The 25,163-nt window shown below is 49.7% G+C and carries 27 protein-coding genes; 23 read left to right on the top strand and 4 right to left on the bottom strand.

Translation table 11 applies throughout. The features are described from left to right. Positions 1-58: 58 nt before the first annotated feature. Positions 59-514, top strand: coding sequence for an SsrA-binding protein SmpB (smpB, locus tag HA050_RS09765; protein WP_099399112.1), 456 nt, complete (start codon positions 59-61; stop codon positions 512-514). Positions 515-582: 68 nt separating this feature from the next. Here the strand turns inward: smpB and HA050_RS22465 are convergent, their stop codons facing one another. After that, on the bottom strand, positions 583-2,616 hold the full coding sequence (locus tag HA050_RS22465; RefSeq protein WP_166825176.1) for an LTA synthase family protein: 2,034 nt from the start codon (positions 2,614-2,616) through the stop codon (positions 583-585). Next, positions 2,594-3,205, bottom strand: a complete 612-nt coding sequence (gene plsY / locus HA050_RS09775; RefSeq protein ID WP_166825179.1) for a glycerol-3-phosphate 1-O-acyltransferase PlsY — start codon at positions 3,203-3,205, stop codon at positions 2,594-2,596. The genes HA050_RS22465 and plsY overlap by 23 nt, the downstream gene beginning before the upstream one ends. 81 nt (positions 3,206-3,286) lie before the next feature. On the opposite strand from plsY, the gene HA050_RS09780 reads away from it, so the two are divergent. The 8 genes from HA050_RS09780 (at position 3,287) to HA050_RS09815 (ending at position 10,239) form a co-directional block, all read left to right on the top strand. Then, the gene (locus tag HA050_RS09780) at positions 3,287-3,643 is read left to right on the top strand and encodes a dihydroneopterin aldolase (protein WP_099399115.1); all 357 of its coding nucleotides are present in this window, start codon (positions 3,287-3,289) and stop codon (positions 3,641-3,643) included. A gap of 268 nt (positions 3,644-3,911) precedes the next feature. Continuing rightward, on the top strand, positions 3,912-4,793 hold the full coding sequence (locus HA050_RS09785) for a Tim44 domain-containing protein (protein WP_166825182.1): 882 nt from the start codon (positions 3,912-3,914) through the stop codon (positions 4,791-4,793). A gap of 132 nt (positions 4,794-4,925) precedes the next feature. Next, positions 4,926-5,261, top strand: coding sequence for a hypothetical protein (locus HA050_RS09790; RefSeq protein ID WP_166825185.1), 336 nt, complete (start codon positions 4,926-4,928; stop codon positions 5,259-5,261). Beyond that, entirely contained in the window at positions 5,261-5,932 is a 672-nt protein-coding gene (locus tag HA050_RS09795) for a Crp/Fnr family transcriptional regulator (protein ID WP_166825188.1), read from the top strand. The genes HA050_RS09790 and HA050_RS09795 overlap by 1 nt, the downstream gene beginning before the upstream one ends. A 49-nt stretch (positions 5,933-5,981) precedes the next feature. Then, positions 5,982-6,650 (top strand): Crp/Fnr family transcriptional regulator, encoded by a 669-nt coding sequence (locus HA050_RS09800; RefSeq protein WP_099399119.1) that lies wholly within the window; start codon positions 5,982-5,984, stop codon positions 6,648-6,650. A 178-nt stretch (positions 6,651-6,828) separates the two neighbouring features. Next, positions 6,829-7,467: a TetR/AcrR family transcriptional regulator gene (locus HA050_RS22470; protein WP_166825191.1), complete on the top strand. Its 639-nt coding sequence runs from the start codon at positions 6,829-6,831 to the stop codon at positions 7,465-7,467. Further along, positions 7,464-8,549, top strand: a complete 1,086-nt coding sequence (locus tag HA050_RS09810) for an HlyD family secretion protein (protein WP_166825194.1) — start codon at positions 7,464-7,466, stop codon at positions 8,547-8,549. The genes HA050_RS22470 and HA050_RS09810 overlap by 4 nt, the downstream gene beginning before the upstream one ends. A 103-nt stretch (positions 8,550-8,652) precedes the next feature. Continuing rightward, positions 8,653-10,239, top strand: a complete 1,587-nt coding sequence (locus tag HA050_RS09815) for a DHA2 family efflux MFS transporter permease subunit (protein WP_166825197.1) — start codon at positions 8,653-8,655, stop codon at positions 10,237-10,239. Positions 10,240-10,290: 51 nt separating this feature from the next. Here the strand turns inward: HA050_RS09815 and luxS are convergent, their stop codons facing one another. Next, positions 10,291-10,800, bottom strand: a complete 510-nt coding sequence (gene luxS, locus HA050_RS09820) for an S-ribosylhomocysteine lyase (RefSeq protein ID WP_166825200.1) — start codon at positions 10,798-10,800, stop codon at positions 10,291-10,293. A 213-nt stretch (positions 10,801-11,013) separates the two neighbouring features. Between luxS and HA050_RS09825 the strand changes: the two genes are divergently transcribed. From HA050_RS09825 to HA050_RS09880, 12 genes are all read left to right on the top strand, one after another. After that, positions 11,014-11,988, top strand: coding sequence for an L-threonylcarbamoyladenylate synthase (locus HA050_RS09825; protein WP_166825203.1), 975 nt, complete (start codon positions 11,014-11,016; stop codon positions 11,986-11,988). A gap of 390 nt (positions 11,989-12,378) precedes the next feature. Further along, a complete protein-coding gene (locus HA050_RS09830) occupies positions 12,379-12,789 on the top strand; it encodes a type IV pilin protein (protein ID WP_166825206.1) in 411 nt (136 codons plus the stop codon). Positions 12,790-12,847: 58 nt separating this feature from the next. Then, on the top strand, positions 12,848-13,285 hold the full coding sequence (locus HA050_RS09835; RefSeq protein WP_166825209.1) for a hypothetical protein: 438 nt from the start codon (positions 12,848-12,850) through the stop codon (positions 13,283-13,285). Between the two features lie 59 nt (positions 13,286-13,344). Then, on the top strand, positions 13,345-13,776 hold the full coding sequence (locus tag HA050_RS09840) for a type IV pilin protein (protein WP_166825211.1): 432 nt from the start codon (positions 13,345-13,347) through the stop codon (positions 13,774-13,776). Next, entirely contained in the window at positions 13,757-14,206 is a 450-nt protein-coding gene (locus HA050_RS09845; RefSeq protein WP_166825214.1) for a pilus assembly FimT family protein, read from the top strand. The genes HA050_RS09840 and HA050_RS09845 overlap by 20 nt, the downstream gene beginning before the upstream one ends. Continuing rightward, on the top strand, positions 14,190-14,600 hold the full coding sequence (locus HA050_RS09850; RefSeq protein WP_166825217.1) for a type IV pilus modification PilV family protein: 411 nt from the start codon (positions 14,190-14,192) through the stop codon (positions 14,598-14,600). Before HA050_RS09845 ends, HA050_RS09850 begins: the two co-directional genes overlap by 17 nt. After that, entirely contained in the window at positions 14,578-15,219 is a 642-nt protein-coding gene (locus HA050_RS09855; RefSeq protein ID WP_166825220.1) for a type IV pilus modification PilV family protein, read from the top strand. The genes HA050_RS09850 and HA050_RS09855 overlap by 23 nt, the downstream gene beginning before the upstream one ends. Beyond that, the gene (locus HA050_RS09860) at positions 15,216-17,156 is read left to right on the top strand and encodes a DUF342 domain-containing protein (RefSeq protein WP_166825223.1); all 1,941 of its coding nucleotides are present in this window, start codon (positions 15,216-15,218) and stop codon (positions 17,154-17,156) included. The genes HA050_RS09855 and HA050_RS09860 overlap by 4 nt, the downstream gene beginning before the upstream one ends. Before the next feature lie 191 nt (positions 17,157-17,347). Further along, entirely contained in the window at positions 17,348-17,872 is a 525-nt protein-coding gene (locus tag HA050_RS09865; RefSeq protein ID WP_166825225.1) for a pilus assembly FimT family protein, read from the top strand. Next, positions 17,863-18,483: a hypothetical protein gene (locus HA050_RS09870; RefSeq protein ID WP_166825228.1), complete on the top strand. Its 621-nt coding sequence runs from the start codon at positions 17,863-17,865 to the stop codon at positions 18,481-18,483. The genes HA050_RS09865 and HA050_RS09870 overlap by 10 nt, the downstream gene beginning before the upstream one ends. 10 nt (positions 18,484-18,493) lie before the next feature. After that, on the top strand, positions 18,494-19,834 hold the full coding sequence (locus HA050_RS09875) for a pilus assembly PilX family protein (RefSeq protein WP_166825231.1): 1,341 nt from the start codon (positions 18,494-18,496) through the stop codon (positions 19,832-19,834). Beyond that, the gene (locus tag HA050_RS09880) at positions 19,828-20,526 is read left to right on the top strand and encodes a type IV pilus modification PilV family protein (protein ID WP_166825234.1); all 699 of its coding nucleotides are present in this window, start codon (positions 19,828-19,830) and stop codon (positions 20,524-20,526) included. The genes HA050_RS09875 and HA050_RS09880 overlap by 7 nt, the downstream gene beginning before the upstream one ends. 252 nt (positions 20,527-20,778) lie before the next feature. On the opposite strand, the gene HA050_RS09885 is transcribed toward HA050_RS09880, so the two are convergent. Then, positions 20,779-21,057: a (2Fe-2S) ferredoxin domain-containing protein gene (locus tag HA050_RS09885; protein WP_166825237.1), complete on the bottom strand. Its 279-nt coding sequence runs from the start codon at positions 21,055-21,057 to the stop codon at positions 20,779-20,781. A 96-nt stretch (positions 21,058-21,153) separates the two neighbouring features. On the opposite strand from HA050_RS09885, the gene HA050_RS09890 reads away from it, so the two are divergent. Continuing rightward, positions 21,154-23,418 carry an arginine/lysine/ornithine decarboxylase gene (locus tag HA050_RS09890; RefSeq protein WP_166825240.1) on the top strand — a complete coding sequence of 755 codons (2,265 nt, stop codon included), beginning with the start codon at positions 21,154-21,156 and terminating at the stop codon, positions 23,416-23,418. A gap of 187 nt (positions 23,419-23,605) precedes the next feature. Next, a complete protein-coding gene (locus HA050_RS09895) occupies positions 23,606-25,120 on the top strand; it encodes a mechanosensitive ion channel family protein (protein ID WP_166825243.1) in 1,515 nt (504 codons plus the stop codon). Positions 25,121-25,163: the final 43 nt, after the last annotated feature.

A 25,163-nucleotide genomic window follows, 5' to 3' on the forward strand; every position in this document is an offset into this window, starting at 1 on the left:
ACTTACTCCGTAAAGTGTTAGAATCGGGGTTTAGTGAAACAAAACCGGACCCATTGCGATGTCGATCGTCGATAATAAAAAGGCTTTTCACGACTTCTTTATCGAAGAACGTTTTGAAGCGGGCCTTATGTTACAAGGCTGGGAAGTCAAATCAATCCGCGCTGGCCGTGTGCAGCTCAAAGAATCTTACGTAGTTTATCTGCGGGGTGACTTCTGGCTGATGGGCGCACATATCTCGCCACTCACCAGCGCATCAAGCCATGTATTGCCCGAGCCTACCCGCCTGCGTAAATTATTGCTTAATCAGCGCGAGATCGAAAAACTATCGATCAAAGTTGAGCGTGCAGGCTACACCGTGGCGGCGCTCAATATGCATTATAAAAACGGCTTTATTAAACTGGATATCGGTTTAGCCAAAGGTAAAAAGCAGCACGATAAACGTAACAGCGAAAAAGACCGCGAATGGGTGCGTGAAAAAGCGCAGATTGTTCGTGCCAACAACAAGTATGCCTGAGTGTAAGCATGCAATACAGGCAAGTGCTTGATGCACTTGCCTGTGTCACTTCAGAAACACAATCAACATTACAGTTGTTTTTTTACCGCCTGAATACGAATCATCCAGTCTTGTAATGCAAGCCTTGCCCGTTCGGTTTGTACTGCTTTTTGTAAAGCAGCCGGAGGATTTTCCAAAGGCAGTAACTTATCTTTAGCTGTATTCCAGTGCAGCCAGGTGCTGTGATCCAGCCCTACAGCAACTCCTTCCGGCGTATACAGATCATTAAAATCCCCCAAACCCGCGCCCTGCCAAGTGACTGAAAGCATATCTTCGCCAAAGCCAGGATAAGTTGCGCCAGACAATGAGTGTGCATAAAGCGTAGGGAAAATATCCCGATGCCCGCCCTCTTTATCCGCCTTATATTTCCCTTTAAAGCGATAGGCAGGCGGAATGCGTAAATACAAAGGCACACGATCCAGCCAGTGCAAATCTTCATTCATTTTTAACTTAAAAAACGAGCGAAGATGATGATCACCACTTGCCGCGAGCAATGTTTTATCCGCAAAACCTGAAGCTTTGATCTGATCAATAAAGCCACCTAAGGCATCAGAGGAATACTGAAAAGCCTGCAATGCCAGCTTTGCCTCTGCAGGTGGAAGCGTTACATCATTAAATTTGGCCATATTGATCGGCTTAACGACGTAATGTTTAGGCAAAATACTGGGGACAAATGGCGGATGATTGGTGGTCGACAAAATGAACATCATCACTTTCTGCCCTTTTGCATCTGCTTTTTGCAAAGTATCAAAAGCAAAACGGAATAAAAACTCATCATGCACGCCCGCATCAGCCACACTCGCCTCAGGGTAAGCCGCTTTGATATTATTCATATCCAACACGTCATCAAAATATTGCTTTGAAAACGCACTTTGCAGCCTGCGCCAGCCCCCGCTGCCACCAAACACCAATATGGTCCGGTAACCTGCATCCTTATAAGGCTTAGCCGCCGATGAAGCATAAGAAACACTGCCAAACGAGCCTTGAGTCAAAGGAGTAAGCGGGGTATTAATCAGCAGATTTTCTAAAGACGGGTGAGTCCCCCGGCGGCCCGATGCAAAGTGAGTAAACCAGTAATCTTCGCCAGTGTGTTTAGCCATTCTGCCCAGCATATCGTTATCCGCAGCCTGCCTTGAGATCGCCTGCATTCCCCATGATTCCATCAGGCTCATCACCACATGCGGAGGGTGCTGTTGCAGATAATCATTTTGGGCAGTCTTTCTGAACATAGCCGCCATCACTTCATCATCTGTACGAACATCCCAGCCCAGTACCTGTGCAGCAGCAACAGGGCTGGCAAACCCCAGGCCCTGCAAGCCCGCAGTAACATCGGAGCCAATATCAATTTGCTCCTGCCGCTCTACCCATGCCGCATGCAAGGCAATAGGACCATTGGGCACCAGATCACAGAGTAAGCGATTGGAAGAAACAGCAAAGCTTTCCGGATTAAGAGGCTGACTTGCCAGACTGCCCCTGGCGAAAAGCGCCAGCAGCACAATCAAGCCCGCGCAGGCAGGCCAGCGCACCCGGCGACGCACAGGATGCGGCACGACTTCTGCCCAGGCCAATATTTTTTGCCAGAGCTTTAACTGTACAAACACCAATACCGATACGCCCAGCAAAATGCGGATTACAGAGTAATCCTGCCAGATGGTTTTGAGCACAACCCATGTGTCATCCTCAAACAAACCAAACACAATCGGATTAAACGGGCTGCGATAATAGCCATAATAAAAATGATTACTGACCGCCAGTAAATTGATGATGGCCAGGCTTAAAGCAAAATACACCCGCCCCAGTTTCATTACGCCAGCGGGGCCGAGCACTCTCTTGAATAACAGCGCAATTAACAAAAAAACCAGGAAAACCACTGCCCAAATTTTTAAGTCAAAACGAAACCCCATTAATAGCGCCTGCCAAAAATCAACCTCCCCCAATAAGGCAGTACTGCCATGCAATGCAGCGGTCCACAATCTGACCAGGCTTAAAGGAATAAGGCCGACCAAAAGGCCGGCCAGCACAATGCGTATTAACGACGAATTATTGTTTATCGACCTGCTCACCAATCTGCCCTTCTTTACCTGTTAATAAATCCCTGATATTTCTTTCATGACGCCAGATCAGCAGCACTGATATCACAAATACAGCCGCAATTTGCGCAGAAGACGGCAACCAAACCCATGCCAGCACAGGAGCAAGCAAGGCAGCGAGGAGCGCTGCTAAAGAAGAAATCTTCATCCCCTTTGCCACCACCAGCCAAAGCAGCAGCGTCAGCAAACCAACACGCCAATCGAGGGCAAGCAAAATACCCGCAGCAGTGGCCACGCCTTTGCCGCCCTTAAAACCAAAAAACACCGGCCACATATGGCCGACTGTAACGGCAACAGCGGCCAGAGCAATAACTTCCGGCCCCAAACCCAAGGAGCGCGCAGCCACTTGCGCCAGCACAATGGCCAGCCACCCTTTAAGCGCATCGCCTAATAAAGTGAGCAAAGCTGCTTTTTTATTGCCGCTGCGTAAAACATTTGTGGCACCGGGGTTGCCCGAGCCATAACTGCGCGGATCGGCTAAACCACTGGCTTTGGAGACAATCACGGCAAAAGAAAGAGAGCCGATCAGGTAGCTTACTAAAATTAGAATTAACGGTGTCATACCTAAATCCACTACAATCGTAAGCTTCCGATTTTAAGCTAAATGACCGCTGATGGGTAAAACCCATTAAGTCACCCCATCATGGACATTATCTATTTACACGAAGTGCGTGCGCGCACCCTTATTGGCTGGTACGACTGGGAGCGCGTTGCGCCGCAAGTTGTAGAGCTTGATCTGGAGATTGGCATCCCTTCTGCACGCGCCTGTGCCAGCGACGACTTAGTCGATACCATTGATTACGACGCGGTAGTCAGACACATCCGCAAAGTGCTCGAAGAGCGCCATTTTCTGCTGCTGGAGGCCCTTGCAGAGCATATTGCACAGCTCATCATGCAAGACTTTGGCGCACCCTGGGCTAAGGTTTCTGTCACCAAACTGGGCATCCTGCATGAGGTTGGCCGGGTAGGCGTCACGATCGAGCGCGGCCACCGCGCCTGAAATGATTTGAAAACATCCGCCCGCATGGGCGATGTTTCCCATCATGCCCTGCAGAATTTCATATCAAGCGATTCATGTAAGTGCAGTATTCAGCCGCGCTGACCAGGCTTTACCCGCCTGCAAAAATCGCCCGCACACACAATACCTGCACGCCCCCCTGCTGCTTTCAAATTTCAAGTCATTTTGCATTTATTTGCAGAATGACTTGAACTTTCCTGCATTCAACCTCACTAAGCATGTATTGAATGATTCAACGCAAGGACTTGGCATGAGCCAATTTAGTCGTACTCTGATGGTTACCCTACTCACTGCATCGTTATTTGCCAGCGGCATGGCCGAAGCAAAGCGTGTGGGTGGCGGCCGCTCCAGCGGCATGCAACGCAGCCAGACGACGCGCCCGGCAGCACCACCTCCTCAGCGCAATGTTGCGCCAGCACAGCAACCCGGACAAGCCGCACCTCAGCCACAACGCAGTGGCATGGGCTCGATCATCGGTGGCGTAGCAGCGGGTGCATTGGGCGGTTATTTATTAGGCAACCTGCTTAACTCAAACAATGCTTCCGGCACTTCGCAATCTGCTGGTGGCGGCTTCCCATGGGGCTTATTGCTGCTATTGGGTGCAGGTGGCTACTTTGCCATGCGGATGATGCGCCGTCGTAAAGAAGCGGCATTAGCAGCCAGCCCTGCATTTGCAGGAATGCCAAACCAGAACAACGCACAAACAGACCGCGTTTTCCGCATGGGTGACCAGTCTGCGGCGGTTGCTCCGGCCCAGGGCATTACCCGTCTGCCGGATGGCACAGAAACAGCGGCATTCTTGCGTCAGGCACGAGGCAGTTTTATGCATATGCAAACCCTGCACTCGGCTGAGCAAGTCAATGAAATGCGCAAATACTTAACGCCTGAGCTGTTTAACGAGCTAAGCCAGGAAATCTCAGGCAATGACGAGCCTGCGGAATTTCCCGAACTCAACGCAGAGCTTGTCGATTGCGCCACCGAAGAAGGCAGAATGGTTTCCAGCGTGCGCTTTTACGGCAAAGTGAGTGAATCACTTCACTCTGCCCCTGCACCATTCCAGGAAATATGGCATTTTGTACGCCCTATTAACGGTGACCCGCGCTGGATGGTCGCAGGGATTCAGCAGCTATAAGGCTGTATTGACCTGTAAACAACAAAGGCCGACTCTCGTCGGTCTTTGTTTTGGTAAAAATAATATGCCTGAACAGCAGCCTGATTTTTCGCTTACACTAATAACAATACTATTGACATACTGGCTATAAAAATGCGTCGTCTTATTATTATGCTGTTTGGATTAATGACCCTCACAGGCTGCGATAAGGTCATGGAAGTCGTAAACAAGCAACAGGCCAATGGCAAAGCGATTGGTGCGGCCTGCAGACATAGTGGCCGCGCTCTTGAAGATTGTTACCGCCGCAATATCCGGATTCCCAAGGCCGACATTTTTGCTGGCTGGAAAGAAATGAATGAATACATGCAGCAAAAAAAGATTGATGTCATTGCGCCACCTGAAGACGAACCAGCACCTGCTGAAAAGAAAGTGGAAAAAACTGATGCATCCGAAGAAAAGCCTGCTGAAGCCGAGAAAACAGGGCACTAATGACTAAAAATGAAACACTTCGCCAATTACTCGCTACCGTCCCGCTGTTTACAGACTTAGACGATGAGATTCTGGCCGCCATTGAAAAGATCTCGAACCGGCGCACCCTCAGCAAAGGCTCGCTGCTCTTTGCAGAAGGTGATATTGCCGAATCAATGTATGTACTGATTGAAGGGCGGTTGCGCTGTTTTTCCAGCGCCGATACCGGTAAAGAATTTGTCTTTTATGTCGCCACGGCCGGAACAAGCTTTGGTGAAATGGCATTAATTGATGAAGAACCCCGTTCGCTCTCTATAGATGCGGCCGAAGACTGCCAATTACTCAGTATCAGCAAAACATCTTTTCTTGAACTTCTTGAAAAAACACCATTACTTAACAATAACTTGCTGCGGAATATGATTCGTTACAATCGTTACCTGGCAAATATGGTGAAATCTTTAGCACTCAAGGACGTCTATGGCCGTATGCGCCTGTTACTTGAGAATTTAGCCATTGACGTGAACGGGCGGCGCTATATTGAAGATGCGCTTTCCCAGCAAGCAATCGCAGACCGCGTAGGCTCATCCAGAGAAATGATTGCAAAATTAATGCGCGAGCTGGTATTTGGCAACTATATTCGCATTGAAAACCGACGAATTGAATTATTACAAAAATTACCCGAACATTTTTAACACCCAATATTGCCAGAAATAGGCACTGAGCCACGGAGATATAAACCTCATGGACCATCATTTACTTAAAAACTTTTTATCGCAATCTGCCATTTTCCAGGATTTTGCTGATGAAGATTTAGATATTGTTTTAAATGCAGCAGTAAAACGTCACCTTCCTAAAGGCACCTTCCTGTTCCGCGAAGGCGATCCTGGCGAATCCATGTATATCCTGCTGGAAGGCCGTACACGCTCATTTACCAGCGACAATCAGGGCAAAGAATTTGTCTTTATGATTGGCGAGCCAGGCGATGTATTTGGCGAAGTATCTTTGATTGATGATGAGCCCCGCTCATGGTCTACCCAGACTGAAGATGATTCATCCTTCCTGATGTTCTCCAAACAAGACTTCCGCGAAGCACTGAATGCCCTGCCTAACGCTAAAGACCAGCTGATTATGAATTTGGCCCGAATGGTTCGCCGCCTCTCGCTGACCATGAAAAACCTGGCTCTGCTGGATGTTTATGGCCGCGTTCGCGCCTTATTTGAAGGCATGCTGACCGAAGCTGACGGGCAGGAAATGATTTCCGAACCACTCACCCAGCAAGCCATCGCTGATCGTGTGGGCTCTTCTCGTGAAATGATTGCCCGCATTCTGAAAGAACTCGTTTTTGGCGGCTATATCCGTCTTGAAAACAAACGCATCATCCTGCTGCAAAAGCTGCCAGAACGTTTCTGATCTGCGCCTTGCATTAAGCCTGAGCCAAGCATCTGGCAGACCATCGTCTGCCAGATTTTTTTGCCCGTACACTGCACCCTCCCCCCCACTTTCAAGCCATCAGCCCTGACTGATTCTTGACATCACTCAAAGCAATCTGTTTAATGACTGACCGGTTAGTTATTAGGCAGAAAACAGAGTGACTGACATCACGCACACGCGCCAAAGACGCAAAGAAGCCCGCCCTGGCGAGATTATCGAGGCAGCACTTATTTTGTTTCACCAAAAAGGCTATTCAGCGACCAAGCTGGATGATGTCGCGCGCGCTGCAGGTGTAACCAAAGGTACGGTTTACCTCTATTTTTCCAATAAAGAAGCCCTCTTCAAAGCAGCAATCAGCGAAACTATCCATCCTAATCTCGACAGGATTGAAGAGCTGGCCATCAACAGCACCGAATCGGCCACACAGCGCCTGCGTACCGCAATTGCCAGCTGGGCCACCGCACTCAATGACTGCAAGGGCAGCATTTCCAAGCTCATGATTTCTGAAGCAGGCAACTTCCCTGATTTAACCGATTTTTATATTGAAACCGTGGTCAAGCGATCACGACTTCTGCTTATCAAACTTATCCAGGCCGGAATAGACAGCGGTGAATTTCGCCAGACTGACCCCGACATGCTGGCCAGAGTTTTATTCTCCCCTATTTTGCTGACCAGCATCTGGCGGCATACCTATGCAAGACAAGATCCAATTACTTACGACTTAAACCAACTCGCCCAATTTCACCTCGACATCGTTTTGCATGGCATTGCCATCGCCCCGGAGCACACGCTATGAGCACTAAACCTGCCTCACCTGCACGCAGCATTCTTGCGATTATTTTCCTGCTTGTTTTGTGTTTTCTAGGCTACCGCTGGTGGTGGGGAAGCCACCATATCAGCAGCGACAATGCTCAGTTAGAAGGGCATATTGTGCCTGTTGCGGCCCGGGTAAGCGGCTATGTAAAAGCGGTTCCTGTCAGCGACAATCAGCTTATGCCGCAAAAATCCTTACTGATCGAGCTTGACCCGCGTGATTATCAGGTCAAAGTTGCACAAGCCGAAGCTGACTACCGCCAGGCCCTGTCTGCAGCCGGCCACGATAAACAGCCGGGCGAGGCGCTTGCGCGTATTGGCGCTGCAGCGGCCAATGCAGCAGCCGCTACTGCGCAATCCCACACCGCCGAAGCACAGATTACAGAAGCCCGTGCCAATGCACTGAAAGCCCGTAAAGATTTATCCCGCAGCAAAGAGCTGGCCGCACAAAAAATGCTGAGCCAGTCTGCATTAGATAGTGCTGAAGCCTTGCTCAAATCGGCTGACGCCCGCGTAAGTGCACTTGAATCTGCCCTGCGTACTTCAAAAGAAAGCGCAAATGCGGCCGACCAGCAAGTGGCTGTTTCTTCTGCGGGGCTTAAATCTGCACAGGCTAAAGCCATGGCCGCAGAAGCCACCTTACAATTTGCACGCAATCAGCTGATTGACACACAAGTCTATGCCCCTGCCTCCGGGGTAATCAGCAAAAAAGCTGTCGAGCCAGGCCAGATGATTCAGGCAGGCCAGACCCTTATGTATTTAGTACCTACTGATAAAATTTGGGTCATTGCCAATTTAAAAGAAACTGAACTCAAGCAAATTAAGCTGGGCCAGGAAGCCGAAATTGAAGTCGATGCTTTCCCTGATTTAAAACTTAAAGGCAAAGTAGATTCATTCAGCCCCGCAACCGGTGCGCGCTTTACGCTATTACCCGCAGATAATTCAACTGGTAATTTCACAAAGGTGGTGCAACGTGTGCCGGTTAAAATTGTTTTAGATGAATTGCCTAAAAACAATCCATTACGCCCTGGGCTTTCGGTGAATGTGACGATTCATACGCCGTAATTAATCAATTGCAAATTACAGCAGCGGGCTTGATTCCCAAACTGCCAGCCTGCACAGGTTCACAGTTTGGGCAAAAAGCCTTATCAGATGATAAAGAGGCGATATGAAAGCCATTTTGCCGGGTTTATCCCGATCAGATACGCCGGAGCGTATTTACGCGCATCGCTATATTATTGCGATGTCTGTTACGCTGGCCTGCGTATTAGAATTATTAGATACCAGTATTGTGAACGTCGCTGTGCCGCATATGATGGGCAGCCTTGGCGCAACACTGGATGAAATCACCTGGGTATCCATTGGCTATGTAGTGGCCAATGTGATTGTTCTGCCCATTTCCGGCTTTCTGGCGCAATTATTTGGCCGCCGAAATTACTTTATTTTATCGATTGCCCTGTTTATTTTTTCTTCTTTTGCCTGCGGCAATGCCACCAGCTTAGGCAGCCTTGTTTTTTGGCGGATTGTGCAGGGTTTAGGGGGGGGCGGCTTAATTGCCACGGCTCAATCCACTTTATTTGATACCTTTCCCAGCAAGGAAATGGGCACCGCCATGGCTATTTTTGGCATGGGGATTATGACAGGCCCGATGCTTGGGCCTACATTAGGCGGCTGGCTGACGGATCAATATTCATGGCCGTGGATTTTTTATATTAATCTGCCACTCGGCGGTATTGCACTGTTTCTGACTCTGCTTTATATGCCGGAAGCCAAACACCAGCAAACCATTAACAAAATCGACTATATCGGTTTGATTTTAATGGCCGTTGGCATTGCCACTTTGCAATTACTGCTGGAAAGAGGCGAGCGCTTAGAATGGTTTACCTCGCCCGAAATTATCAGCTATGCGCTGATTAGCTTTTTCTCACTCAGCTTATTTATTATCCGCCAGCTGGAAATCAAACACCCCATTGTTGATTTATCCATCTGTAAAGACCCGCAATTTTCTGCGGGCTTAGTCATGACATTTTTGCTGGGTGCATCGCTCTTTTCCACGGTATTTATTTTTCCAGTTTATGTGCAAAGCTTAATGGGCTATACCGCATGGCAAACAGGTTTAATGATTTTACCTTCGGCGATGGCATCGGGTTTAGCCATGCCTATTTCTGCAAAATTAGTTGCACGGGGTGTTTCTGCCAGAGCGCTGATTGCCCTGGGCGCTATGCTGTTTATGTATGGAATGTGGCAACATTATCATTTCACCACCGATTCCGGCATGAATGACTTTCTTTGGCCCATGATTATTCGCGGATTAGGGCTGGGGATGATTTTTATGCCACTGAATGCACTGACAATGGCCAATATTTTGCCGCAACAAATTCCTAATGCAGCGGGCTTATATAACTTAACCCGTCAATTAGGCGGCAGCGTCGGTATTGCCCTCTCGGCCACGCTCCTTGCCCAATTAGGCGATGCAAAACGCGCTGCGCTAAATGAGCATGTGATTAGCAATAGTGCTCAGACCATAGAACGTATTGCCGGATTAAAAAGCCGCTTATTGTTTATGGGCACACCAGAAACACTCGTCCCAATCAAAGCTCAGGCGCTCCTCGCCCAGCAAATTGCCAAACAGGCACAAATGCTGTCTTTTGCACATTTATTTATGCTTTTTGGCATTGCCATGCTGTGCGTGACGCCGCTTTTATTTGTTATGAAAAAACAAACCATGAGTGCAGGCAGCGATTTATCTCATTAATAAGCAATAAAAAAGGCTGATATAAAATCAGCCTTTTTTACTTCTGCCCAATTAAAGCGACTGCAGCTTTTCCGCTGAGAGTGCTAATTCATCATTGCGATTGACGCCAATACCACGATCAATCACATTCTGAGCAATACCTTGTGCTTCTTCTAAAGAATGCATGACAAAAGTACCACATTGGTATTCGTTCAGCTCCGGAATCTCGCTTTGCTCTTTCACCTTTAAAACATCTTCCATTGCCAGCTTCCAGGCATTCGCAACACGCGCTTCGCTGGGTGCGCCGCATAAGCTCATATAAAAACCAGTACGGCAACCCATAGGCGAAATATCAATAATCTCTACGCCGTCCCCGTTTAAATGGTCGCGCATAAAGCCCGCAAATAAATGCTCCAGGGTATGAATACCGCGCTCAGAAAGAATTTCCTGATTAGGCACGCTAAAACGCAAATCAAACACAGTGATCGTATCTTTACTTGGGGTCTGCATGGTTTTGGCAACGCGCACCGCAGGGGCCTGCATACGGGTGTGATCAACTGTAAAACTATCTAGTAAGGGCATTTTAAGACTCTCTGCTATAGCCGCCCCCCCAAAAAAGGGCGCGCCTGTTGGATATGTTTTTCTGCTTAATATTCTGCCTGAAGATGGTATCACTGCGCAAAGACGAATCATCTTTCAATATATGCGCATTCAACATCCTCCCCACCTGCAAGCTTACCCTGCCAACGATCCGGCCTTCGCGCTATAATTCGCTCTTTTGTATAAAAGCTTCTGATGACTAGCAATCTGGATCAAGCCCTTGCCCTTCTTAAAGCCGGAGAGCTGGTCGGCATTCCCACTGAAACCGTATACGGCTTAGCAGCGGATGCGGCACAACCACTGGCCGTAGCCAAAATCTTTGCCGCCAAAGGCCGCCCGAATGATCACCCTGTGATTGTGCATATTGCCGGTAAGGCTCAGCTTAATGATTGGGCGATGGATATCCCCGATGACGCATGGAAGCTGGCCGATGCTTTCTGGCCAGGCCCGCTGACGCTGATTCTAAAAAAACAGCCACATGTTTCTTATGCCGTAACCGGCGGGCAGGATAGCGTGGGCTTACGCGCTCCTGATCATCCAATCACGCATGAGCTTTTGCAGCGTTTTGGCGGAGGCATTGCCGCCCCTTCGGCCAATCAGTTTGGCCACGTCAGCCCCACTACCGCACAGCATGTAAGAGATGAATTCAGCACAGAAAGTGTGTCACTCATTCTGGATGGCGGCGCTTGTGATGTGGGCGTTGAATCAACGATTATCAGCCTGATCGGCCCGCGGCCCGTTCTGCTTCGCCCCGGTGGTGTAGCCCGCGGGGCGATTGAAGCCGTGCTGGGCCACAGCATTGAGCATTTGCAAAACGCCGGCAGCGCCAAGATTCGTGCCTCAGGTTTATTGGATTCTCACTATGCACCGCGCACCACGCTTTTAACCGGCAATCAGACACAAATGGCCGCTGCCGCCGAGGCAAGAGCGGGACAAAAGCTGGCGGTTTTACATACACAGGCGCCCTTGCCGCAGGGTGACACCACTCTGCACATCCTGATGCCGGATAACGCGGATGAATACGCGCAAATGATTTACGCCACTTTGCGCGATTTAGATACTCAGGGGCTGGATGCCATTTTACTGGTACTTCCTCCTGATGAGCCCGCCTGGCTGGCAGTACACGACAGGCTGGGCCGCGCCGCACATCAAAAAATGAGCAAGGAGTAAATCCTCCTCCCATCCCGCTGTGATTAAGCAGACCTCTGAAATCCCCGGCACATCTTGCCGGGGATTTTTTTATCTATATCCACGCCAAGCAATACCACTTTTAAAATTTCAGCCTTGTTTTAATTAAAACAACACAGAAGAACTTACGTTTACCGTCTTTAACCCCAAGAAAAAACAATCAGGACCAAAGGAAAAAACAAAGAATATATACCTTTAAAAACAAAAAGATAGATAAAATACACCACGATCACACTCAGATGATTTTCACGACACTTACCGCAAGTCATCGTAAAAATAACAGTTTGCTTATATTGCATAAATAGATTGCCGCCTTTCTTCAATACCACTAATATCTTCTTACATAAATAAAACACCCTAAGTGAATTCCTTATGAACAGAGGCTTTACACTTATTGAGATGATGATTGTCGTGGCAATTATCGGCATTCTTGCGGCCATCGCCCTTCCAAGCTACCAGGACAGCGTGAGAAAAAGCCGCCGCAGCGATGCAGTGGTGATGATTGCAAAAATCCAGCAGGCTGAAGAAAAGTGGCGTGCAAACAATACCGCTTACACCAGCGATCTTGGTACTTCCGGGCTGAGACTAAGCAGCAGCAGCGATGCCATCACAAGCGACAGCGGGTTTTATGAAGTGAAGGTCAGTCAGCCCACGGGCTCTGGCTATGTCATTACAGCCAAAGCGGGCAAAACACAAAGTAAAGATACAGGCTGCACTGAATTAGTGATGACCATCAGTCTTGGCAATGCAAACGGCTCACCGGCCCAGTGCTGGCAAAAATAAAACTCAGAATATGGCACACCACGACGAGCAAAACACTCCACCTGCTGAAGGCTTTATCATGCTCCGCACTCTTTTTGCTTTAAGCATTCTCTTTTTATCCGGCACCCTGATGGCCTCTGCGGTGTATGTACAAAAAGAAGCCAATGGCAGCGTCACATTTGGTGATGCGGCATCGATGTCTCCCAAGGCCAGAGTGCACATCGTAAAACCAGCTACCGCTGCGGCCGCACAAGCCTCTGGCCCCGCAACGCCGCCCCCCAATGAAGCACTCACCATATTGAACAATATGGAGCAGCGCAATTTAAAAAACATTGCAGAATCCAGAGAAAAATTAAGCAAACTTTATAAAAGAGCCGCAGAAGAGAAAAACCCTAATTTGCGTGAAAATCTGCTCAGCCAGATTCAGGCAGAAACACAGGCAACTGAAATTTATAATGCAAATTTAAATCAAATCAAAAAAAACAAAGACGCACTGAATAAAGAACGCACTTTATAGTTTTAGCCTTAATCAAAAAACATAAACAATTTAATTAACTCAGTGTATTTCGGGCTGTTATGAAAAAGAATGGTTTTACTTTAATAGAAATGATGATTGTTGTGGCTATTATCGCCATTCTGGCCTCGATTGCCATTCCCAGCTATCAGCGCTATATCCGCCAGGCAGCAGCAAAATCTGCAGCAGGAGATTTGGTTTCTTTATCACTTTTTTTCGAACAAAAACTACAGCGCAGATTAAGTTACGAATTCACAGATGCGGATGGCAATGTCGTTGACGAGCTGTCCACCACTACCACGGATGCCACAAAGACATTAGTCTCCGGCTGGCAGCCTTCTCAATCAAACTTTACTTACAAAACAAGTATTGCGGATGACAGAAACAGCTACACACTGACCGCCGTCAGCACAAAATTCACCTGCACACTCAAGCTGACTTCGGCTAACTCCCGAACCGCAACAGGAGCCGATTGTGGATTCGCAAGCTGGTAAGCAAACAGGCTTCAGCCTGATCGAGCTGATGGTGACCATGGTGATTTTTGTCATGCTGACGCTTGCAGCCGTTTCGCTTGGCTCTTCCTGGCTGGTTTTAAGTGATTTGCAAAAGTCAGAAAGCGTTTTAAAAATGGCGCACTCCAAAGCTAAAGCACTGGCCATCAGAAACGCCAACGGCACAGCAGCTGGCTTGCAAATCACCGGGCAAAAAGTCTTTATCTGCGCTGGCAATGTGGCAGGTGGCAGCTGCACGGCCAGCAACGCAATCTGGTCGGCGGCTTTTGCAAAAAATGCCGCAGTCAGCATCAGTGACAGTGCAAGCAGCGATATCACCACCATACAGCTGGACAGAACTGGCCTTGCCGCCAGAGCACTGACTTACACCATTACAGAAAAAGGCGATCGCGTTGATGGCGAGCTTGTATAAACAAAAAGGCGACGCCATGATCGAGGCACTGGTTTCCATTGTGCTGCTTGGCGTGATTATGATTGGGCTGACTTTTTTAGTGGCCAAAACGGCCGTGGCACAAAAAAACACCTCGGTGCAAAACATGGCCCTGTTTGCCCTGCGCTCAGCCGCACAAACAGAGGGCCTCAGTGCTTTATGTGCCGCAGCCAGCCCTTCGGTTTCTGTAGCGAATACAAATGTGGCGCTGACGGCCCAATGCCAGCGCAATGCATTTACTGCGACGGTTGCAGGGCAGACGATTAATATTCCTGCGGCGGCCAACTCGCCGATTACAGCGTCAGCACTGACCACAAAACAAGATGTAACAAACGCGAAACTGATTGGGGGCGATGGTGTTATTTCGCTCAATTAAATCGCAAAGCGGGGTTTCTTTAATCAGCATGCTGGTGGGCATCACCATCTCGCTGATTACCGCCCTTGCCATGCTGACCCTGTTTCGCCATTCAATCAAAATTACGGCAGATACCACTCAAATCAGCAAACAAGACGCTGAAAGAACCAGCGCCATGACCATTGCACCCATTTTGCTGCAAGACGCAGGTTTTGGTATTAACAACGCCAGAGTCAGTGACAATATCATCGCACTTAAAGGGGCCGCTTTCTCTGCAAGCAAGCTTAGCGGCACAGTTGCAGCCAGTGGCGAAACAGCCAATGCCCTGGTCTGGCTGCGCAATCTTGGAACCAATTTTCAATGCTCAGCCTTGTTTGCTGTGCCAGGCAAAGGCCTGCTGCTGCTTGGCCCCATCAACTGCACAGGCCTCAGCACATGGTCAACGGCCAGCTGGGCTACCGCCAAGCCGCTTGCCAGCCTTGGCACTTTTAATTTTGTGCTGAGCAATACTGCGGGCACATGCAGCCAGTTTGGCTATGCCAGCCCGGGCAGAGCCACCGTCACCATTCAATCAAACAATGCAATCGGGCAGTCTGTCAGCTCGCAAAGCTGCTTATCCAATCTGGTGGTTTCCCCATGAAAAACCCGCAAAAAGGCATGGCGACGGTTCTGATCCTTATTTTTGTCGGCCTGGCACTTGGCGCAACTGTTTTGGGCGCTAATTACTATGTAAAAGGGATGCAGGAGCAACAAAACACCTCGCTGGCCGCCACTCAGGCCCAGATGCGGGCATGGCAGGGTCTGGATATCGCCCAGGCTGTTTTTAACAACATGACGGCCACTCAGCTACAAACACTGGCAACAGCGGCAGCCACCTCGCCACAAAATATCACGCTCACCGGCGTGCCCAATATCACGATGCAAGTCACCGGCGCAACAGCAGGCCCGCCAAGCCAGTTTAATATTGTAGTCACCGGTCTGGCAGGCACTAATACCAGCCTTGCTTCCAGCTCAAGGCTGGCAGCAAGTATTGTTGTCACCCCTGCCACGCCTCCCGCACGCCCATCCAGAGGCGTGGTGATGTTCAATAGTGATTTGAAGCTGGGCGGTGCCATCAAATTATTTGAAGGTGATGTGCATAATATGGAAATCCGCGTGAACGGCGATGTTGAAACCAGTGGCAATTCAATTACCGGCGTTGGCGTTATCCGCTCTACCGGCAATATTACAATCACCTCGGGCAGCAGCTTTGGCCTGCTGCACGCCAATGGCAATATCACACTCACAGGCAGTACCAGCTCCAAAGCCCTGCTTTCCCGCGGCGATCTCTTACTGGATAATAACGGCACCATTCATCATGCAGCAGCCAATGGCAATATCACGGTGAAAAACTCAACCGAAGTGCTCGATCTTCTGGCTGGTGGCGCGCTGAATATCACAAATGGTGGCGCAAAATTTCAGAGCGGATACCAAACCGCCCATAGCTTTAACCCTGCTGCCGACCATTTTGAAATCACTACACTGCCCCAGTTTGACGTGGCCTCAGGCTATACGGGCGCAACGGGCAAACCTAAATTTGACAAAGTAAAGCTGGGCATAAGCAAACCAGGGGATTGGTTTGATACCCGCATGATCAGCGTTGTGCCCGATTTAATCGTGAATGTACCCGTGGTCACGCTCACCCCTGACGATAGCTTTGATGCCTATGCTTATAAAGATTTAGCCAATTATGCTTTCTATACAGACAGCAAGGGCTATATGAAAGTGAAAGTCAAACGAATCAGCGGCATCGCCGAAGGTGATTACTATATTGGCTCTTATGGCAATAGCCAGAAAGATTATCTTTGTAGCGCTGTATCCGGCCCGGTATCGGCAGCTCAATGCACAGGCCGCGCACTTGATACACAAAAAACAATTTGTGAAGGGTTTTCAAGCTCAAATTCCTGCTTTTCTTATGACAGCAGCCAAAAACTATGGACCATTAACGGCAAAGGAATTGCACCCGGCGTAGCATGGTTTGAGGGTAATTTAGCGGTGCAAAATGGTACCTATTACAATACTTTTATTACCACTTTAAATTTTAAAACCTCTGCATCAGCCACCATTTATGCGCCCAATTATGCGGGCTATTCAGGCCGGGTTGACGCCAATGTTTATTCACCTCTTGGCTATTGTAATCAAACCTATTATGGATTAAATCCAAGCCAATTTTGTGCTTCAGCCACCAGCTGGAATAGCGATATTGATGGCGGTATTGGTAATTTCTCCACCATGGCAGGCAGCACGCTCAATGATGTTTACCAGGGTGGCGATATCAGCTTTGCCAATAGCTCTGATATTTACGGCAGCGTTTGGGCCGGCAATTTATATGGCAATACGGGTGATACTAAAATTCACGGCTATATCACAGCTTTGGCCTTAGGCTCTAAATCAAGTAATACGATTCAAAATAGTACAAATATTATTCTTACCAATTTGCCTGCCAGCTTTAAAGCAGACCAAACCGCCTCCACCCCTGGCTCGGGCAGTAATGGCAGCGCAGCCAGTTCGGTTGTACGCTGGGTCAGATATATCTGACCCCCTGCACAGCCCCGTAAATCTGATTTATGGGGCTGATTGATATTAAGCCCCGTCAGCCTTTGATTTAAACCAGCAGCACACTCCCTGTTTAAGAGTAAAATCCACTCCTCCGGCCCGCCACGCTACCAGGCAAACTGGCACAGCCCGATGCTATACCTCTACAACTGCAGCACAAAAAAAATCCCCCCATGCGTAAACACCATGCTTTTAGCTTAATCGAATTAATGGTCACCCTGATTGTGCTGGGCATTATCCTGAGCATCGCCATCCCCGCCTTTACAGGCATGCTGCAACGCTATCGCTTGCAAAGCACTGTTTTAGAAGCACAAAATGACTGGTTGTTTGCCCGCAGCACCGCGGTAAAATTTGGCGGTGCACGCAGCCCTGCTGTTTTTTACGTAGCCAAACGCACGAGTAATCAAAGCTGGTCTTTGCAAATTTGCACAATTACCCCCTGCGGTGAAGGCAGCAGACTGCTTCGTCAGCAAAAATCAGAAGAGCACAGAGGGGTTGAATTAACCTCATTGAGTGATGCATTAAAAGAAAATAAATTCCATAATTTCAATGGCCTGCCTGATTTTACGCAGCAGCAGTTTATTCAGTTTCAATCCGGGAAATACCAGCTGCAATTACAAATTACCGCCACCGGCTTATCCACACTTTGCCGCCCCAAAGGCAGCCTGACCTTTGGGAGGTATGCGGAATGCATTTAAGACTTCATTCCCAGCAGGGCTTATCTTTAATTGAAATGATGCTGGCTACCGCCATGGGGCTGTTACTGCTTGCGGGCATTTCCAGCTTGTCACTCAGCAATTTATTCACCAGCACAGATACCCAGCGCAGTATTATTTTGCAGCAGGATACGCAGGCCATGCTGTCATTAATCAGCCGCGATCTGCGGCGCGCCGGATATCATCCTGATGACAATCAAATCAGCGAAATGCGCAAGATATGGATTATTAATACGCCAGAACAAAGCTGCGTTTTATTTCGCTACCATAATCCGGATTTCCCTGATAAAAACACGCATGGTTTTCAATTTAAAGCATCAGATAAAACAGGCCGCTTTGTAAATATGCTGACCTCCAACGAGGCCAGCACTTGTGGCGATGGCCAGTGGCAGGCCCTGAACAGCCCCCGCAATATCCTGATCACTCAATTTAAAATCACACCTCAGCATTCATTTGAAAAAGCAGGCAATGAAGTAAAAATGGTGATCAACAGCTTAGATATTGATTTAGAAGCCACAGATAATGCAGGAAAATTCAAAACGCATCTGAATCAGAATGTGCAATTACGCAATCGCCCATTTTTACAGGAATAAGGCGATATCTATGATGAAAGCGCCCATTTATCAGCAAGGCATTGCCGCACTGGCCGTCACCCTGGTGCTGACTTTAATCGCCACTATTTTTGTTTTATCAACCAATAAAAACAGCTATCTCTTTCAAAAGACATCGGTTAATCATTATCAGCAAACCCAGGCTTTTGAAGCGGCAGAGGCAGGCGCGCAGGCGACGCTGCTGCAAATGCGCCGTGATATTGAGGCCATTAATTTAAACCCCGATTATGATGGCGTTATTTTAAAGAAAATAAAATCGGCCCCGCCGCCAGCGCCCGACACAAATAACTGCGGCTGGGATACGGTAATCGTAAATAGCGATTCCTACGATTACTCTGAGCAATTCAAAAAAAATAATTATCTGTTTTCAAAAAAAACCACCAGCCTTTTTCAAAAAATAGGCTCGCTGGAAATCAATGCTGACAACACGGCCTGGCGCAGCAGTGTGGATTTAAAAAATGGCATCGTCAGCAGTGAAGGCTGCGCCGATGAAAGCAGCGATAGAGGCCCGTTTTGCGCCGATACCCGCAGCGATCAAACGGCCGCCGTCGTGAGGCGGGGCTTTGATATTCCGCGCAAGGCTGAATTTAACCCCAAAAAAATTGCCCTTACCATCAAGGGGCATGTGGATATGAGCGGCAGCATGACGCTGGCTCCAAACTCCGGCCAGCCCAAGCCGCTTTGCAATGTCTCCAGCGGGAAGGAATTTGGCTATTGGGGCGCGCCGCTCAGCCCGGACAGCATCCACAACACGCCCTTGGCTGCGCTGAGTAACATCCAGCTTTTTGGCGCAATTTTTGGTATGAGCCCGGCAGAATTTAAAAAACAAGCCACGCAAATCAATCCAGCCGATGGCAGTGACACCGTCAGCAGCTGCCCGGCCGCCGTTGGGCTGATCTGGATTAACGGCAATTTTACCCCGCCCAAAAACTGCACCATTGGCAGCAGCTATCCCCGTTTTGCCCCCGCAATCGTGGTGGTTGGCGGCGCGGGCAGCAATGCACTTACTACAGGGGGCACAGGCGGCAATATGGTATCAGACAGCCTTTTGATTAACGGCATGCTGTTTACAAATCATTTTAACGGCAGCATTCAGGTATTGGGGGCCATGGCCGTCAATGGCAATATCGAAGGCGCTTTAAATGGCATTTTCGACAATACGCCGGGCGATTGTGTATATGGCCTGTGCGCGCAAAAACCGGGCACCGGCTCTACCGGATCCATCAACGTTGCATACGATGAGCGCATGTTTATTGGTGCCAATGCGGGCGGCGATCTCAGCGGCAATAAATCAGGCAGCTGGCATGACTTTTGTAAGGACGGAAAATGCTAAAGCAAAACGGCTTTTCCCTGCTGGAGATCCTGATTACACTGCTGATTATTGGCATCGCTGCACTGGCATTAAACGCACTGCAAACCAACGCCTTAAAAAACAACAGCATCGCGCAAAACCGCAATGAAGCGCTGTTCCTTGCAGAAGATAAGCTGGAAAAACTTCGCCAGAGCAATCTTTGCCCGCGCAGCAGTGCTACTTCTGGCGGGCTGAGCGTCAGCGGCGATCAGGGCACAGGCAATGCAGAGCTGGAAAACATACAGCGGCAAACCGCCAGCTACCGCCGTATCACCCTGATTAAAGACATCAGCCAGCCTGCCCGGCCGGCACCTGATTTTGGCTGCCCGCCGATAGCAAAAAACCCGCCATCCGCCGCCACCCTGCCCGATCCGCAAAAGCTCTACCAGGTTGAGCGCAACGTACAGGTTGCCATCGACTGGCAGGACAGCTACGGCGAAACGCAATACATCACTCTGAGCAGCCAGATCAACTGGTCATCGCAGGGCGATTTACCTACCCCGCCCGGCGACGCCTGCAGCTATGCATGGGTGGCAAAAAAAGATCTGCTCTGGGGAGCGTGGGTGAAATTTGGCAACAGCCTCTACCAGTGCACAACAGAGGGCGGCTGCCCAGGCAGCGATATCACACCGGATATGGCGGCAGGGCAATGGAAAAGGATAGGGGGGTGTTAGTTTTAGTGCCTTCGGCACGCTGATTTAGGTACCCCTTCCGGACCTTCCTTTCTTATGTGGCCAAGAAAGGAACGAAGCCACAACCCCAATAGCACGAAAGCCCCTGCGCGGTGGACAGCCGGCGGCGGGCGAGATTGGCTCATTCCCCGCTCCCAAGCGTCACGACATGAATCGATTTTACTGAAGTTGATACAACTAAAAACCCAATAAGCAGCTCAATTCTAAATGGTTCTCTTTGTAAAACTCCATATTTTAAGAATTGGGTTTTTCCTGCCTGACAGCCACCACCCCTGCCTCCTCCAAAATCAGCGGCAACATGGCTAAATCCACTCCGTGATACAGATCTCCGCCAGCCACTTTTACGTTCGGTCCCGCCTCGCACGCCCCCATGCAGGGCAGGCGGATAATTCTGATATCTGCATGCATTTTTGTCGCTATTTCAAGGGCCTGCGCCAGCGCTTCGCTGCCTCTGGCGGCACAAGATGGCTGACCGTTCAGACGTCGATTTACACAGATGGCAATTGTTTTCATTTTTCACCACATATCAACACATTTTGGGATTAATATACGCGCCTTTCCGGCTTTGCCGTCCTCTGTACAAGCAGGCGTTTTACTAAGGATTTTGCCATGCGTTTTTACTTCCCTATCATCATCATCGATGAAGATTTCCGCACCGAGAACACCAGTGGTTCCGGTATTCGTGAATTAGCGGCGGCCATTGAGGCCGAGGGCAGAGACGTAGTTGGTTATACCAGCTACGGCGATTTAACCTCATTTGCGCAGCAGCAAAGCCGTGCTTCAGGCTTTATTTTATCGATTGATGACGAAGAATTTGGTGGCGGCTCACCCGAAGAAACCCACGAAGCGCTCACCAGCCTGCGCAGCTTTGTGGCTGAAATCCGCCGCCGCAACCCGGACATCCCGATTTATATCTATGGTGAAACCCGTACCGCCCGCCACATCCCTAATGATGTGTTGCGCGAATTACACGGTTTTATTCATATGCACGAAGACACGCCCGAATTCGTGGCACGCCATATTATCCGCGAAGCGAAAAGCTATCTGGATACCCTGGCCCCGCCGTTTTTCCGTGCGCTCACTCATTACGCCCAGGATGGCTCTTACAGCTGGCACTGCCCGGGGCACTCCGGCGGCGTGGCTTTCCTGAAATCCCCTGTTGGCCAGATGTTTCACCAATTTTTTGGTGAAAACATGCTGCGTGCCGACGTATGTAATGCGGTAGAAGAACTTGGTCAGTTGCTGGATCACACCGGTCCCATTGCCGCTTCCGAGCGCAATGCGGCACGTATTTTCAATGCCGACCATTTATTCTTTGTGACCAACGGCACATCAACTTCCAACAAAATCGTCTGGCACTCTACTGTGGCCCCAGGCGACGTGGTGTTAGTAGACCGTAACTGCCATAAATCGATTTTGCACTCCATCATGATGATGGGCGCAGTGCCTGTTTTCCTGATGCCTACGCGCAATCACTACGGCATTATCGGCCCGATTCCGAAAAGCGAATTCGAGCCGGAAAACATCCGCAAAAAAATGATGGATAACCCGTTTGCCCGTGAAAAACTACTGGCCGACCCTAACTTTAAGCCGCGTATTCTGACGATTACCCAGTCTACTTACGATGGCATTATGTATAACGTCGAAGAAATCAAAGGCATGCTCGATGGCGAAATCGACAGCCTGCACTTTGATGAAGCATGGCTGCCACACGCTGCATTCCACGATTTCTATGGTGATTACCACGCCATTGGCGAAGATCGCCCGCGCTGCAAAGAATCAATGATTTTTTCAACGCAATCCACGCACAAACTGCTGGCAGGCTTAAGCCAGGCTTCGCAGATTTTGGTACAAGACCCGGAGAACCGTAAGCTTGATCGTGATTTATTTAACGAAGCTTACTTAATGCACACCTCCACCAGCCCGCAGTACTCCATTATTGCGTCCTGCGACGTAGCGGCGGCCATGATGGAAGCGCCAGGCGGCACGGCTCTGGTTGAAGAATCGCTGGTTGAAGCGCTGGATTTCCGCCGCGCCATGCGCAAAGTGGACGAAGAATTCGGTGATGAATGGTGGTTCAAGGTTTGGGGCCCGGATGATTTGACCGATGAGGGTCTGGACCACCGCGATGCATGGATGCTGAAATCCGGCGACAACTGGCACGGCTTTGGCGATATCGCGGATGGCTTTAATATGCTGGACCCGATCAAAGCCACCATTCTGACCCCGGGGCTGGATTTAGACGGCAAGTTCTCTGAAACCGGCATTCCGGCCAGCATTGTGACCAAATATCTGGCTGAGCATGGCGTGGTAATCGAGAAGTGCGGTCTTTATTCCTTCTTTATTATGTTTACCATCGGCATTACCAAGGGCCGCTGGAACACCCTTGTGGCCGCCTTGCAGCAATTTAAAGACGACTACGATAAAAATGCCCCGCTGTGGCGCATTCTGCCGGACTTTATTGCCCAGTATCCGCAATACGAGCGCATTGGTCTTAAAGACCTGTGTCAGCAAATCCACGGCATTTATCGTGCCCACGATGTAGCGCGCCTGACCACCGATATGTATTTATCGAATATGGAGCCCGCCATGAAGCCCGCCAAGGCTTTCGCAAAGATGGCGCACCGAGAGATCGACCGCGTGGCAATTGACGAGCTGGAAGGCCGTATCACCGCCGTGATGCTCACCCCTTACCCGCCAGGCATTCCGCTGCTGATCCCCGGCGAAGTATTCAACAAAACCATCGTTGATTACCTCAAATTTGCACGGGATTTCAACAAACGCTTCCCCGGCTTTGAAACCTATATTCATGGCCTGGTGGCAGACAAGAGCAGCGGCGAAACCCGTTACTTTATGGATTGCGTAAGAGCTTAACTTCCTGGAAGCGGGGAACGGGGGGCTGTCTGCCCCCTGCCCCCCCCACTTATTCTGCCCTCACCACACTTCTATCCACCACTCCCGCGCCCCCGTCTTCCCGCCATATTTCTGTACTCCATCGCAATCAAAGGCTACAAACAAGGAAAGCGAATTCCTTTCTACTCCCTGTGCCCGGGGTTTTGCGATGCAATATCTGCCAACCGAATTACAAATCCTGATTTATTTTATGGCCAGCAGCCTGATTCTGGGCACGCTGCTTTACTACCGTGTCCGCACCAGCCGCCATCGCTTATTTAACAGCATCTTACTGCTCACATTCAGTTGCTTAGGCCTCTACAGCGCGCAATTACTGGAAAGCTACAACCTGAGCAGCGCCGCCAAAGCAGTACATGAAACGTTTATGGTTGTGCTGGGTTTTGCTCTGATCCGCTACTGGGGCATGCTGCTTTTCCAACTGATTGCCCCGCTCTTCAGGCTTAACCCTCCCCGGATTCTTGAAGATTTACTCGAAGCGATCGCCATGCTGGGCTGGGGGTTTTATCGCCTGCACCTGGCGGGACTGGAGCTGGGGCAACTGGTCACCACATCGGCCGTCATCACCGCCGTGCTGGCCTTTGCCATGCAAGACACGCTGGGCAATATTCTGGCGGGGCTGGCACTGCATCTGGACAACTCCATTGAGCAGGGTGACTGGATTAAATTAGGCGAACTCACTGGCCGGGTTGTCGATTTATCCTGGCGTGCCACCCGGGTTGAAACACGCAATGGCGAAACGGTGATGATTCCCAATGGCATGCTGATGAAAGGCCAGTTTCAGCTGCTGGGCAAACGTACAGACAAGCCGCTGGCCTGGCGGCGCTGGGTATGGTTTGAAGTAGGCCTTGATACCCTGCCCACGCAAGTGATGCTCTTAATTGAAAATGCCATCCGCGAAGCTGCCCCGCCCAATGTCGCTCAGGATCCGCCGCCCTCCTGCTTATTAATGAATGTAGAAAAAGGCAACGCCCGCTACGCCGCCCGCTACTGGCTGACCGACCTGCAAAATGACGACCCCACCGATTCGCAAATCCGTACCCTGATAGACGCCGTTTTACGCCGCAACAGCCTGCGCCTTGCGGCGCCGCAATATAAAGTATTTGTTACCCAGGAAAACGAGCGCTACTTTGAAGGCCGCCACAAACAACACACCCAGGAGCGGCTGGCTGTACTGCAAAAACTGGAGCTGCTCGCATCCTTAAAAGAAGACGAGCTTCACACCCTGGCAGACAGGCTGCGCTTCACCCCCTATGTGGCAGGCGATGTAATGATACGCCAGGGCGAAAAAGTAGAATGGCTGTATATCCTGATCAAAGGCGAAGCAGAAGCGTGGGTACAACCCACTCGTGGCGAGCGCAAATTATTTGCAAAACTCGGCCCCGGCAGTTTTTTTGGAGAAATGGGGCTGATGACCGGCGAAGCCATCCGCGCCACGGTTGTGGTCAGCACCAATGTAGAGTGTTATCGCATTGATAAAGAATCTTTCCAGCAGATTCTCTTATCCCGCCCCGAGCTGGCAGGCGTGTTCTCCGAAGTACTGGTCAAGCGTCAGGCCGAAGAACAAATTCTGTTAAATGACGACAGCAGCATCATCCCGCCCGTTGCCCGCTCGGAAATCCTCGCCAGACTACAGCATTTTATTGGGCTGAACCGCGGGGCGTAAAACCCACATCTGAAAACACGGAGAACACTGAGTTCCATGGAGA

The sequence above is a fragment of the Iodobacter violaceini genome (assembly GCF_011601265.1).
Classification (GTDB): Bacteria; Pseudomonadota; Gammaproteobacteria; order Burkholderiales; family Chitinibacteraceae; genus Iodobacter; species Iodobacter violaceini.